We start from the raw sequence: 13,491 nt of genomic DNA, 5'->3' as shown, positions 1-13,491 counted from the left end.
GCCCCGGGCGCCCGCCGCGGGCATCGCCATGCTCGTCCACAGCGGCAGCGGCACCGCCGCCCTCAGCACCGCTGCCGACGATTTGGCCTCGGGAAGCTCCACCTACACGGTCAACCTGTCGCCTGCCGGCGAGGTCGCCTTCAACCAGGTCCCCGGCCGGGTTGTGACGATGGATGCCAACTACAACGACATCCTCGTCGCCCTCCGCCAGGAAGGGAAGATCACGGCCACCGGCTACCGCGACAACTTCCACGACGATTACTACCGCAAGCTCGACGGGCTCGAGGTCCGCTTCGATCCGAAGCAAACCACCTACCTCTCCTCGCCGGGTGGCGGGATGTTCGACAAGGAGCTGCTCTACTCGCTCCAGGCGGACGTGCATCACATCGATCCGCTCCAGCTGGCGCTCAGCCGCGGCTGGACCCAGGCCGACGTCGACGAGATCGCCCGCAATGTCGGCCCCTTCATTGCCAACCGTTACAGCCGCGAGAACTCCCACCCCGGTGACACTCCCTACACTTACTACACGCTCTGGGAGCTCTCCGGAAAGATTGCCGAGGTCTATCGCCGGCCGGAAATCATCGGGCGGCTCAAGGAAGTCGGCGACCGCATGGTGGGCGAGATCCAGTCCAAGCTTCCGCCGGAGTCCGCACGCCCGCGCGTCGGCCTTATCTACCATGCGAATGGCAAGTTCACGCCCTACAGCCTGCTGCACGAGGGCTTCGGCCAGGTGCAATACCGCGAGGTCGGGGCGCGCGATGCCTTCGCGCCGATCGCCGACCGCACTTACGGCGCCCAGGGCGGCGGACCCAGCGGGGCCCCGCTCGATGCCGAGGGCCTGCTCGCGCTAGACCCGGACATCCTGATCATGCCTTTCGCGGTCTACCCGGGCAACGCGCGGGTCGGCTTCGAGCAACTGCTGGCCTTGAATAACGATCCCCTCCTGCAAAGGGTGGGCGCGTTCCGCGAGGGGCGCGTCTATCCGGGAGGCACCCCGCTTCAAGGACCGATCGACTACCTGTTCCAAATCGAGATGGCCGCCAAGCAGATCTACCCCGGGATCTTCGGATCCTTCCGCGAAGACCTCGACTATCCGCCGGGCGAGCAATTGTTCGACCGCGGGCAGGTATCGCGCATCCTCCAGGAAGCCTCGTGCCAGGATGACGGCCGCCAATGAATCCGCCCGCAAGGGACTGGCCCCGCTGATCGCGGTTTCGCTGGTGATCGTCGCCGTGGCGGCGCTCGCCCAGCTGACCATCGGCTCCTTCGAGATGTCGGCCGCCACCGCAGCCCGGGCCCTGGCCGATCCGGAGGTTTGGGGAAAGCCGGCCACCTTCGCGCACCTGGTCCTCGGCGACGGGACTGCCGACGCCCTCGGCTTCGGCCCGGCCGGACGCCTTTCGACCGAATCGCTGATCGTCTGGAACGTCCGCCTGCCTCGTGTCCTCGTCGCGATCTTCGTCGGCATCAACCTCAGCCTGGCCGGCACCATCCTGCAGGCGGTGACCCGCAACGAGATGGCCAGCCCCTACCTGCTCGGCGTCAGTTCCGGCGCCGGGCTGGCGGCGATCGCCGTGCTGGTGCTCTTTCCCGCCTTGTCGCCGCTGCTACCGGCGGTGGCGATGGCCGGCGGCGCCGTGGCCTTCCTGCTGGTCTATGCGATTGCCTGGAACCGGGGTACCAGCCCAGTCCGCCTGGTGCTGGCCGGCGTGGTCGTCGCGGCGATCGCCGGCTCGATGCAAACCGGCCTGTTCTTCCTCGCGAAGGATCTCAACGTCATCCAGAACGCCCTCGCCTGGACCACCGGGTCGCTCACCGGCACCGGCTGGGAACAGGTCCGCCAGGTCGCCCCGTGGACCTTCGTCGCACTGCTCACCGCGCTGGCCTCGGCACGACAGCTCGATGTCCTGCAACTGGGCGAAGCCACCGCCCGGGCACTCGGCATGCGGGTGGAACGGGCCCGCTTCCTGCTCGCCGCCACCGCGATCGTCGCCACCGGCTCGGCCGTCGCCGTGGCCGGCCTGGTCGGCTTCGTCGGGCTGATCGTGCCCCATGTGGTGCGGACCCTCGCCGGCAGCGCCCATCGCCGCCTGCTCACCGGCTGTGTCTTCGCCGGCCCCGCCCTGCTGGGCAGCGCCGACGCCTTCGCCCGCCTCGCCGTCCGTCCCTCGCAGTTGCCGGTCGGCATCGTCACCGGTTGCATCGGCGGCATCTTTTTCCTCTACCTGATGCGCCGCCGCCGCGAATTCGGAAAGCCATGAAGCCCTCACCGAACGATCCGGAACGCTTCGCGGGCGAGCAACTCCGCGTGCGCTACGACAGCCGCCTGCCGGTGGTGCTCGACGACGTCTCGCTGGTCATCCCCGAGGGCAAGATCACGGTCCTCGTCGGGCCGAACGGATCCGGCAAAAGCACCTTGCTGAACACACTGGCGCGACAGCTCCGGGCCGAGGCCGGCACGGTCATCATCGACGGCCGCGAATTGCACATGATGTCGGCGCGCGAGCTCGCCCTGACCCTCGGCGTCCTGTTCCAGGAGCATGCGGTGCCCGGCGACCTGAGCGTCGAGGAATTGGTCCACCACGGCCGCTACCCGCACAGTGGCTTCCTGCAATCCCCCGACGCCAGCGACCACGAGGCAGTGGAAAAGGCGCTGCGGCTCGCCAACGTCACCGAACTGCGCCACCGCCCGGTCGGCAAGCTCAGCGGCGGCCAGCGCCAGCTCGCCTGGGTGGCGATGGCCCTCGCCCAGGAAACGCCCTACCTGTTCCTCGACGAGCCGACCACCTTCCTCGACCTCGCCCACCAGTTCGACCTGATGGACCTGGTCCGCCGCCTCAACCGCGAGCTCGGCAAGACGATCCTGATGGTGCTCCACGACCTCAATCTCGCCGCCCGCTACGGTGACCATCTGGTCGCCCTGAAGGACGGCAAGATCGCCGCCCAGGGCAGCCCGGCCGAGATGCTCACCGCCGAGATCCTGCGGGAGGTCTTCGAGGTGAATGCCCGCATCGTCTCCGAAGACGGCGGCAAGACCCTCTACTGCGTGCCCGAAGGCCGGGCCGGGAAGTAGCGCAACTTTTCAAGTTGCGTGCTGTCGGCGGCCCCGCTCAGGACAACGGCAGGCATTTTACTACCGGTGCCGTATTTCCGGCGGACGCTTCACGCGGGACCTCGCTGTTTGGGCTATTGAAGACTCCCCTGTCCGCAACTTGAAAAGTTGCGCTACTTCCGCAACGCGGCCGGCTCCTTGTGGAGCCGGCCGCGGCGGGATGGCAAACCTTCGCAGCTCAGAGGCTCTTCAGGTAGGCCGTGATGTCGGCCACCTTCTGGGCATCCAGCCCGAGCTGGGCCGGGGTATACATCAGGGATTTGCCGAGCGGCTTCATCTCGGCGATCCGCGACTTGGACACCGTCTGGTTCTGGCCGCCGAGGCACTTCATGATCACCGGATCACCCTCGCTGAGGGCCATGCCGGTGATGGTGATGCCGTCCTTGGTCTTGAGGATCGAGCCTTCGTAACCGTGGGAGATGTCGCCCGACGGGTTGACGATCGCATCGATGATCACCTCGGCCGGCTGCTGCTTGCCGAAGGTGGTGAGGTCCGGGCCGTAGTCGACGCCGGTTTCGCCGACGCGATGGCACATGTAGCAGGAGGCGATGGCGGCCTTGCCCCGCTCGACATCGCCCTTGAGCTTCAGGATCTCCCCGACGGACGGCAGGGCGGGAGCATTGGCCGGCTCGGCAGGCATCTCGACCTGGACGAGCTTCGCGTTGGCGGGATCCTGGCCCATTGCCTTGAGGATGCCATCGACATCGAAAGCCTTCCACAGGTTGCCCTTGCGGTTGTTGACCCACCAGTTGGCGAGGTCCTTCTGGCCGAAGCCGTCGGTGTTCGCGAGCTGGATCATCGCGGTGGCGGCAGCGGCGCTTTCGGTGAAGCCGAGCGCGGTAAGCGAGAGCTTCACCTGGTCGGCGCTGACCTTGGACGACAGCGCGCGGGCCTTCTGGTCGGCCACGGCCTGCGGCGAGTGAAGGCGCCAGGCGAGCCAGGCGAAGGCATCACTCCAGGCGTCCGGAGCCGAGGTCATGTCCTTGCGCAGGGCCTCGTAGACCACGGCTTCCTTTCCGGTGCAGCCGAGGCCGAAGGCCTCGAGGTAGGCACGGTCCTTGCCGTCGAAGCCATTGGCGATGGTCACCAGGTAGGGCAGCGCCTGACCGGCCGGAACATCCCGCAGGGCGATGGCGATCTCACGGCGGACCATCGGCGACGGGTCCGACGCCATCTTGTCGGCGAGTTTCACGACATCCCCCCCGGCGGCACGGATCGCGCGGCAGGCGACGAGACGGGTGCGGGCATCGGGAGAACCGAGGAGCTCCGCGACCTTGGCTTCACCCGAGGGACCGGTCTGGGCAAGCAGCCAGACGGCACGGGCGGCGATGTAGGGGTTCGAATCCTTCAATAGCTCGACCAGCGCCGGCACGGCCTTCTCGCCCTGGGCCTTGAGGCGGGTGAAGCCGCTGTTGCGGACGTTCACCGCCGGGCTCTTCAACGCCGCGATCTGGCCTTCGGTGGTGCTCAGGTCGAACTTCGGCACCACGGATTTGAAGCCCTTCGGGGCGATCCGGTAAATGGTGCCGGAGCCGCTCTTGTCGAGGGTGCCATGACCGCCGACGCGGGCATCGAACCAGTCGGCGACGTAGAGCGCGCCATCGGGGCCGACGGTCACGTCGGCCGGCCGGAACTGGGTCTTGAGGTCGTTGTTCGGATTGCCGCCGAGGAAGTCGGAACCGGCAAACTCCTTCTCCTTGTTGGAGGTGAGGAAGTCGATGCGCTCGAGCTTGAAGCCCGCGCCATCGGGAACCGGCAGGTAGCCGAAGACGACGTTCTTGCCGGCCTCGCAGGCGAGCAGCAGGCCCTGCCACTTGTCGCCGAGCGCACCGTTCTCATAGAACGCGACCCCGGTTGGCGAGCCGCCGCCGTAGACGTCGCCGGACGGCATGGTGCCGGGATCTTCCTGGCGCCACTCGGCGGTCGGGACGTCCTGGCCGGGACGCTTGTCGGCGCCCCACGAGCGCTGGCCGTCGGCGGACGAGAAGCCGGCATTGCCGCCTTCCATCACCTCGGCGACGCGGCAGGCCGGCGGGTCGTCGTTGTCACTCTGGAACATGTCGCCGAAGGAGGTCAGCGCCTGTTCGTAGGAGTTGCGGTAGTTGTGGCCGACGATGCGGGCGTTGGTGCCGTCGGGGTTCATGCGGACGGAGAAGCCGCCAACCCAGACGTTGCCGTCGTCGCTCGGCTGCCCGGCGGCCGCGCGGGTGTCCTGGTACCAGGTGCCGCCGCCGCTGTTGTAGTAGCTGCTGCCGATGCGGAAGGTCTTGCCCGACTTGTCGGTGAAGATCCCGCCGCAGTTGCCGTTGTTGAAGTTCCACTGGCCGTCGGGACCGGCGGTCACGCTGTGCAGCGAGTGGTCGTGCTGGCGGGCGTTGAAGCCGGTGAGCAGCACCTCGCGCTTGTCGACGGCGGGATCGTATTTCCGGTCGCCGTTGACGTCGGTGTAGACGATCAGGTCCGGCGGCTGGGAGACGATGATCTTGTTGTCCAGCACGGCGACACCGAGCGGTGACTCGAGGTTCTTGTCCTGGGTGAAGACCTCGGTGGTGTCGGCCTGGCCGTTGCCGTCGGTGTCGGAGAGGATGATGATCCGGTCGCCCTCGGGACGGGCGCCGTTGGCGTGGCGGTAGTTGACGCCTTCGGCGACGTAGAGCCGGCCGGCGGCGTCGAAGTCGATGTTGGTCGGATTTTTCAACATCGGGGTGGTCGCCCAGACCGTGACTTCAAGCCGGTCGTCCGGCACGGTGAACAGATCCTCGGGCACCAGGGTGTCGGCGACCTCGCCGGTTTCGGGCGGCTTGCGGGTGAAGACCTGGAATTTCACGTCGGACGGCTGAGTCTTGCCGTTCTGGAACATCCCGCCGTCGTCGATGCCGACCTTGGCGGTGAAGCCACGGACGTTTTCCGGCAGCTTGAAGGCGATCACCGACGAGGCGTGGGTGCCGATGCCCTTGGCGTAGCTCTTCTTGTCGACGACCAGTCCCTGGCCGCTGACATTTTTGTTCACCTGCGTGGTCCCCCAGCCGGAGGTGGCGGAGTCCCAGGCAAGGTCGGTGAGATCCTTCGAGCTGCCGTCCTTGAAGTAGAGCTTCGGCTCGATCCAATTCGCCCAGTCGTAGCTCATGTTGCCGTTGTCCGAGACCACCAGGAACAGCTCCTTTGCTCCCTCGATCTTGGCCTTGATCTCGTGAAGCCGCGCGGTTTTCGAATTCATCGACGGGCTCTCGGCGACCGGCTTGGCCGGCGGGCCGGCGGCGGCTGCGGGCTTGCGGCCGGCGTTCTCGAACTTGCGCGGCCCGTCCTGCGGGAAGCCCGCCTCGCGCTCGGTCTGGACCGGCGCGGCGGGGATCTTCTGGAATTCCCCGGGCTCGATCAGCTTGAGACGGACCTTTTGGCCCTTGTCGTCGAGGTTGGCGTTGAGTTCGTCCTCGGTGAGCGGCTTGGACTTCACCCCGTCGGCCGGCACCTCGACCCCGGCGGTCCAGGCGATCGCATTGAGGACCAGCTTGCGGAAATCGTCGCTGGCCCAGTTGCGGTGGTAGTGGCCGCCGGTGAAGCCGACGCCGCGGCCGCCGTCCTCGCGCTCGATGCCCCACATCAGGGTCTGCTTTTTGCCCAGCCCGTCGACGCCGTGCTGGTTCCACATGTTGATGTAGCGCTTCATCCGCTCGCGGTCGGGAGTCGCGGTGACGAGATCGAGCACCTTCGAGCGGTCCTGCGGGAAGCGGATGTTGTAGTAAAACTCGTCGAAGGACTCGAAGGGCGACTTCACCCCGCGCGCCACCGGGTGCTCCGGCAGCACCTCGAGGTTGGCGACCCAGTGGGGATTGACCGAAAAGTCGGTTTCGAAAGCACCGCCAATCCATGGCCGGTAATATTTCTCGCCCTCCGCCTGGTCCGGATGCACCGCGTAGTGCATGAACATCAGGCCGGTGCCGGCCTTGGCCATCTGGTCGACCTTGTCCCAGCCGTGGCCGACCACGCTGGTGCCGTCGGCATAGATGACCAGCGCCTTGGTGCCATCGAGGACCGACTCATCGGACGGCCAGCCGCTGTGGACCTCGGCCTTCACGTCCAGGCCGGACTCGTTGAGGGCCTTGGCCAGCAGCATGCAGCCGGCGCGGAATTCATGTTCACCCGGCCCGTGGCTGCGGCCACCGGCGAGGAAGACGATTTTCTCGGCCGCGTGGGCGTGCGAGATCACGAGCGCGGACACGGCCAGCAGCCGGGCGAATCTGGGTATTGGCGGGCGGATCATGGGTTTGGTCGTAGGGACAAGGGATGGTTTACGTGAGGGCGGATGAAAAACCTACGTCGGGATGGCATGCGGGGGGCAAGCCCCGGGACCTGGCCGCAGTTTCGCCGGGGTAATGTCGGATTTTCGGGATGACCTGACATTTTTTTCTGAAATTCACGCCCGTGGCGAAACGCCGGCGGGTCGCCGCCCGTTCCGCGCCTGCCGGCAAGCCCGGTTTTTCATCGCCTCTGGACCCTGCCGGGGGCATGAGTAGATTGCGCCCGCGGGCATCCGCACTCCGTTTTCATGGCCCATTCCCTCAGCATCGCCGACCCGTCCGACCGCCTGCCGGCAGGCGGCGACACCGCGGTCGCGGCGGGAGAGGTGGCGCTGAGGATGCAATGTTTCGCGGAGTTCTGGCAGGGCGCCCGGCCATCGGTGCGGGCCTATCTGGCGAGCTTCGTCCCGGACGGCGGAATCCTCGACGATTGCGTTCAGGAGGTCGCCCTGGTCGCCTGGAAAAAGGGACCGCTGGACAAGGGCAGCCACGACTTCCTCCACCACGCGCTGGCCTGCGCCCGCCACATCGGCATGGCCGCCCGCCGCAAGATCCGCGCCGACCGGCTGAATCTGCTGGCTCCCGACGTCGCCGGGTCCCTCGCCGACAGCGTGGCAACCCTCGACCCGGTGGCCGGCCCTTCCGACCGGGTCCTCGCCTTGCGGCAATGCATCGGCCGCCTGAGCGCCGACCAGCAGGCACTGATCCGCCGACGTTACGGCGATGAAGGATCCGCTGCACTCGCGGAGGAGGCCCGCCGCTCCGGGAAATCGATCGACACCCTCTACAAGCGACTGGAACGGCTGCGCGGCCTGCTGCGCGACTGTGTCACCCGCCAGTTGAACCACCCGGAATGAACCCAGCGCCCTTGAAATCGCCGGACGGTGACGAAGCCTCGGCCCTGTTCGCGCGCTTCCTCGACCAGCGCCTCGACGACGCGGGGATGCAGCGTCTCGAACAACTCCTGCGCGACGATCCCGATGCCCGGGGCCGCTGTGCCGAGCAATTGCTGTTCGAGGCCGACCTGAAGGACGCCGTCGATCCCGGCGAACTCGAATGGCTGGAGACCCGCCAGGTGGTGCTGGGCAAGAAAGACGGCCTGCCCTCGCTGGAGATCCGCCGCAACCAGGAACTCCGCGTCGGCCCGCGCGCCACCCCCAAGGCCGTCGAGCCACCGAAGCCCCCGGCCCTGCGCCGCTATCTCTGGCTCGGCGGAGCCCTGGCCGCCGCGGCCGCCGGATGGCTGTGGTTCCGTGGACCACACCCCGCGGCACCGGTGCTGAAAAACCCCGGCTTCGAGACCACCGACCTGTCGCTGAACCCGACTGGCAATACCTACGCGCTGATCGAGTGGCAGGACTACTTCTCCACCCCCAACGCCGAGCTCTGCGAGCCGGGGCGGGTGACCGGGGGCAAGATTTTCGCCAAGTCCGGCCGCAACGTTGCGCGCCTGCTGACCGGCGGCCACCTGACCCAGCGGCTCCATGACGAGAACGGCATGCCCGTGCCCGCCCGGTCGGGCGCCCGCTACGTCCTGAGCGGATGGCTCCACACCGACGGAACCGGCCCCCATGTCCTGCGCACCGCGCTGCGCGTGGTCGCCAGCGGCCGGCCGGCGATGATCCAGTATGAGGCCGTCCATCAGAAACTCGACATCACTCCCCAACCCGGCTGGCAGCCTTTCCTGATCGAGTTCAACCTGCCCGACGACCTGCAGCGGACCCCCAGCGACGTCACCGTCCCCGAACGCCCGCTGCTCGACCTTGAGGGCCGTGAATTGACCCTCTCCATCGACTCGCGCGGCCACGAGGGATCGGTCCTCTACCTCGACGACCTTTCGCTCGAACGGAACGATCCGTAGGCCGCGGAATCCCGCGGTCCTGGAATTTCTCATTTCCGAAGACAGCCCGGCCCGTCCATCCTCCCGCCATGGATTTCCTGGCGAACGCGCGGCGAGTGATCGAGATCGAAACCGGGGCACTGCAACGGATGGCGGACCGGCTCGGCGAGTCCTTCGTCGCTTCGGTGAAGCTCCTGCACGACACCCTCGACCGCCGCGGCAAGATCGTCGTGGTCGGCATCGGCAAGTCGGGAAACATCGGCCACAAGATCGCCGCCACGCTGAATTCCACCGGTGCCACCGCGGTGGTGCTGAATTCGCAGAACGCGCTGCACGGCGACCTCGGCATCCTGTCCGACGGCGATGCGGTGCTGCTCCTCTCCTATTCGGGTGAAACGGCGGAGCTGCTCGATTTGCTCCCCCACATCAAGCGCTTCGACGTCTCGTTGATCGCCATCACCGGCAAACCCGCCTCGACCCTCGGCGAGCACAGCGACCAGGTCCTCGACACCTCGGTCGACCGCGAGGCCTGCCCGATGAACCTGGCGCCGACCTCGTCGTCGACCGCCATGCTGGTGATGGGCGACGCCCTGGCGATGGTGCTGCTCGAGGCCCGCGGCTTCACCGAGGAGCAATTCGCCCGCTTCCATCCCGGCGGTGCCCTCGGCCGGGCGCTGCTGACGCGGGTCTCCGACATCATGCGGGCCGGCGATCAATTGGCGTCGATCCCCGTGGACGCGACGGTTCGCGACGCCCTGGTCGCCATGACCTCGTCCCGCTCGGGTGCCTGCGTGGTGGTCAATGCAGACGGCACCCTGGCCGGCATCTTCACCCACGGCGACTTCGCCCGCAGCTACCAGCAGGATCCGCATGTCGGGGAGAAACCGGTCGCCGGCTACATGACCCGCCAGCCGATCTCGGTTCCCGCCGACTCGCTGGCCGTGGAAGCCGTGCAAACGATCGGATCCCATCGGGTCGACGACGTGGTCGTGCTGGACGAGGAGGGCCGGGCGGTCGGCCTGGTCGACACCCAGGACCTGGCCCGCCTGAAGATCGTTTGAACACCTATTCGGTCTTGATTCCTTAAGAAGACCAAAGTAATCAGGGTCCACGCATGGCGAGGACCCGCAACAAGCAAATCCAGCTGGGCACGACCGCGGCCGGTGGCAACCGCCGCCGCCGCAGGCCGACCTTCAGCGAGGCCTTGAGCCATGCCAATGCGCGCGCCCACGAGCGGGTCAACCGGCGGCTCGGCCAGCGCGATCTCAAGCATGTGCGGGCGGCAATCGCCGGCGCCGCGATCGACTACGAGGAAGAAACGACGGGTTTCGGAACCCGCCTGATGCGCTGGATGCTGGGCATGTTCCTGCTGCCGCTGTGCTGGGTCACCACCTGGACCTTCTTCGCCCAGTTCAGCAACGCCACCCTCGACCACGGTTTCTGGAAAATGCCGGCGTTCTGGTATTTCGCGACCGGTGTGCTGCTCATGACCGGCTGGTTCGTGACCGGATTGTTGCGCTCATTCTTCCTCTACCTCTACGTGCTCGGCCATGAGCTGACCCACATCCTGTCGATCTGGGCCTGCCGCGGGAGGGTCAGCGACTGGGGCGTCAGCCTCGACGGCGGCTACGTGACCACCGACAAGACCAACATCTTCATCGCCTTGTCCCCGTATTTCGTGCCGCTGTGGGCGGTGCTGGGCGTGATCGTCCACTCGCTCTTGGGCTGGGCGTTCAAGCTGCCGCCGGTCTCGGACAAGATCCTGTTCGGCTATGTCGGCTTCTTCTGGGCCTTCCACCTGCTGTGGACGCTGTGGATGATCCCCCGCGACCAGCCGGACCTGAAGGAGAACGGCACCTTCCTGTCGCTGGTGATCATCTACCTCGCCAACCAGCTGCTGCTGGCAGCGCTGTTGTGTGCCGTCGCCAAGCCGTTCGGCTTCGCCGAATTCGGCAGCGAGTGGATGGCCAACGCCGCCCGCACCATGGAAGGCGCGTTGCGGGTGCTGCGCGAAGTCAGGGTGTAGCGGCCGCTTCCGCCTCTCTCAGGTGAGCGCTGGCTCAGCGGCCTCGCGATGGGCCCGGCGGACTTCCTCGCCGATCGCCTGGATCCCCCGGCGGACGGTGGATTCATCCATCGTGAAGGTCATCCGCAGGCACTCGTGACGGTGCCTCCAGGTCTCGTCATCGTGGCCGAAGAAGAAATAGTGGCCGGAGATGATCAGCACCCCGCGCTTCTTCAGCCTCTCGTAGAGCTCCTGCGAGGTGATCGGCAATCCGGGGAACCACAGCCACAGGAACAAGGCCCCCTCGGAACGGTGGACGTAGTACTCGAAGTCATCGCCAAAGCACTCCTGGACCCGTTCCCGGGCCAGGCGCGACTTCTCGACATAGAACGGTTTCACCGTCTCGTTGGAGATCTTGAGGATCTCGCCGCTTTCAATCATCGGCCGCGCGATGGCCTGACCGATGTTCGGGTTGGCGAGGCCGACCACCGCGCTCATCGACGCCATCGCCGCGGCAATCTCGGGCCGGGCGACGACGATGCCGGTGCGGGTCCCCGGCAGGCCGATCTTCGACAGGCTGAGGGTCAGGATGATGTGCTCGTCCCAAACCGGCGCGGCCTCGGTGAAGATGATGTTCGGGAACGGTGCCCCGTAGGCATTGTCGATGATCAGCGGGATGCCGTGGCGCTTCGCCAGGTCGGAAAGGCGGGCGATCTCGCCGTCGGTCAGGACGTTGCCGGTGGGATTGGTCGGGCGGGAAACGCAGATGGCGGCGATGTCGCCGGTGACTTCGAGCGCATCGAAATCGACCCGGTACTTGAACTCGTGCGGGCCGGTTTTCTCGATCTTCGGCGGCACCGCGCGGAACAGGTCGCCGCACGATCCCTGGTTGGCGTAGCCGATGTACTCCGGCACCAGCGGCAGAAGGATCTTCTTGCGGCGGCCGTCGGGCATTTCGCCGGCAAGCAGGTTGAAGAGGAAAAAGAACGCGGTCTGTCCGCCGGAGGTGACCGCGACGTGCTCCGGGCCGAGCGGCCAGCCGAACTCACGGCGGAACAAGCCGGCGAGCGCTTCGATGAACTTCGGGTTGCCGCGCGGCGGGTCGTAGTTGGCCAGCATCCGCTCCATCGCGCCGGGCTCGGCGAGGACCTCCTCCATGCGGCGGCGCCACAGCGCGTTGACCTCGGGAATGTGGGCCGGCTGACCGCCGCCGAGCATGCAAATGTCGGGACCGCCCGACGCCAGCGCATGGCCGAGATCATCCATCAGTTCCTCGATGCCGCTGCCACCGGCGAGCTGCCGGCCGAAATTGGAGAATTCATAGCTCATGACACGGGGGCCGTTGACCGGCCGGGGCATCAACCTATAGTGGCCGCTCAGTTTCGAACAACCTTTCAATACCATGGCCCTCCAAACCGGCGACAAAGCCCCCGACTTCACCCTCGTTTCGAAAACCGCCGACGGCCCGCAGCTGGTCAAGCTGTCCGATCTCGTCGGCAAGTCGAACATCGTCCTCCTGTTCGTGCCGATGGCATTCACCGGGGTTTGCACCGACGAGCTGTGCGACATCTCCGGCGGAATCGCCGAATACGACGCGCTCGACGCCACGGTTCTCGGGATTTCCGGCGACAATCCCTTCGCCCAGGAAGCCTGGGCGGAGAAGTCCGGCATCACCATCCAGCTGCTCAGCGACTACGAACACACCGCGGCCAAGGCCTACGGCGTCGCCTACGACCAGTTCCTGCCCGAAGCCAACCTGATCATGGGCGGCGTGCCGAAGCGCTCGGCCTTCGTCATCGATAAGGAAGGCATCGTCCGCTACGCCGAGGTGCAGGAGCATCCGAAGGACCTGCCCGATTTCGCGGCGGTGAAAGCGGCCCTCCAGTCGCTCGCCTGATCGATTTCCGATTCAACGAAAAAGGCCGCGGGGGATATCCTCGCGGCCTTTCTGCTTCTCAAAGATTCACTCGGATTCATTGCCCGGTGGCAGCGGAACCAGTTCCGGTTCGACCTTCGGCTCCTCGGGCACCACCGGGGCTTCCGGGTCGATCACCGGCGGGATGGTCGGGACCGACTCGTCGATCACCGGCGGCGCGGTTCCCCCGGGCAGAGGCGGATAGACCTGATAGGCATCCGGAGAAACCTCGGCCGGCGCCTGGTTGGTTTTCCCGTCCGATACCAGCACCGACGGCACGTAGCCGAATTCGCCGCTGTCGAGCTCGCCATACACATAGGT

At 66.6% G+C, this 13,491-nt stretch carries 10 protein-coding genes and 1 pseudogene; 8 read left to right on the top strand and 3 right to left on the bottom strand.

The window, feature by feature from the left end; genetic code table 11:
- From IG178_RS15280 to IG178_RS15270, 3 genes are all read left to right on the top strand, one after another.
- Positions 1 to 1,177 (top strand): ABC transporter substrate-binding protein (locus IG178_RS15280; RefSeq protein ID WP_226895481.1); only part of this gene is annotated, 1,177 nt, incomplete at its 5' end.
- The gene (locus IG178_RS15275; protein ID WP_193213434.1) at positions 1,161 to 2,261 is read left to right on the top strand and encodes a FecCD family ABC transporter permease; all 1,101 of its coding nucleotides are present in this window, start codon (positions 1,161 to 1,163) and stop codon (positions 2,259 to 2,261) included. The genes IG178_RS15280 and IG178_RS15275, both read left to right, overlap by 17 nt.
- The gene (locus IG178_RS15270) at positions 2,258 to 3,073 is read left to right on the top strand and encodes an ABC transporter ATP-binding protein (protein WP_193213433.1); all 816 of its coding nucleotides are present in this window, start codon (positions 2,258 to 2,260) and stop codon (positions 3,071 to 3,073) included. Before IG178_RS15275 ends, IG178_RS15270 begins: the two co-directional genes overlap by 4 nt.
- A 217-nt stretch (positions 3,074 to 3,290) precedes the next feature.
- On the opposite strand, the gene IG178_RS15265 is transcribed toward IG178_RS15270, so the two are convergent.
- Positions 3,291 to 7,373 carry a PVC-type heme-binding CxxCH protein gene (locus IG178_RS15265; protein ID WP_193213432.1) on the bottom strand — a complete coding sequence of 1,361 codons (4,083 nt, stop codon included), beginning with the start codon at positions 7,371 to 7,373 and terminating at the stop codon, positions 3,291 to 3,293.
- Between the two features lie 285 nt (positions 7,374 to 7,658).
- Between IG178_RS15265 and IG178_RS15260 the strand changes: the two genes are divergently transcribed.
- The 4 genes from IG178_RS15260 (at position 7,659) to IG178_RS15245 (ending at position 11,276) form a co-directional block, all read left to right on the top strand.
- Positions 7,659 to 8,267: a hypothetical protein gene (locus tag IG178_RS15260; protein WP_193213431.1), complete on the top strand. Its 609-nt coding sequence runs from the start codon at positions 7,659 to 7,661 to the stop codon at positions 8,265 to 8,267.
- On the top strand, positions 8,264 to 9,271 hold the full coding sequence (locus IG178_RS15255; protein ID WP_193213430.1) for a hypothetical protein: 1,008 nt from the start codon (positions 8,264 to 8,266) through the stop codon (positions 9,269 to 9,271). The genes IG178_RS15260 and IG178_RS15255 overlap by 4 nt, the downstream gene beginning before the upstream one ends.
- Before the next feature lie 68 nt (positions 9,272 to 9,339).
- On the top strand, positions 9,340 to 10,311 hold the full coding sequence (locus IG178_RS15250; protein WP_193213429.1) for a KpsF/GutQ family sugar-phosphate isomerase: 972 nt from the start codon (positions 9,340 to 9,342) through the stop codon (positions 10,309 to 10,311).
- A gap of 53 nt (positions 10,312 to 10,364) precedes the next feature.
- Positions 10,365 to 11,276, top strand: a complete 912-nt coding sequence (locus IG178_RS15245) for a hypothetical protein (protein WP_193213428.1) — start codon at positions 10,365 to 10,367, stop codon at positions 11,274 to 11,276.
- Positions 11,277 to 11,294: 18 nt separating this feature from the next.
- On the opposite strand, the gene IG178_RS15240 is transcribed toward IG178_RS15245, so the two are convergent.
- Entirely contained in the window at positions 11,295 to 12,584 is a 1,290-nt protein-coding gene (locus IG178_RS15240) for a valine--pyruvate transaminase (RefSeq protein WP_193213427.1), read from the bottom strand.
- A gap of 73 nt (positions 12,585 to 12,657) precedes the next feature.
- Here IG178_RS15240 and IG178_RS15235 point away from each other — a divergent pair, with 73 nt between their 5' ends.
- On the top strand, positions 12,658 to 13,152 hold the full coding sequence (locus tag IG178_RS15235; protein ID WP_193213426.1) for a redoxin domain-containing protein: 495 nt from the start codon (positions 12,658 to 12,660) through the stop codon (positions 13,150 to 13,152).
- A gap of 66 nt (positions 13,153 to 13,218) precedes the next feature.
- Here IG178_RS15235 and IG178_RS15230 read toward each other — a convergent pair.
- Positions 13,219 to 13,491, bottom strand: a pseudogene (locus IG178_RS15230) (hypothetical protein); the annotation flags it as partial.

This window comes from Neoluteolibacter marinus, from assembly GCF_014904755.1.
Taxonomy (GTDB): domain Bacteria; phylum Verrucomicrobiota; class Verrucomicrobiia; order Verrucomicrobiales; family Akkermansiaceae; genus Haloferula; species Haloferula marina.
Note: the sequence above shows the minus strand (reverse complement) of the source record. Positions and strands in the feature narration are given on the sequence as shown.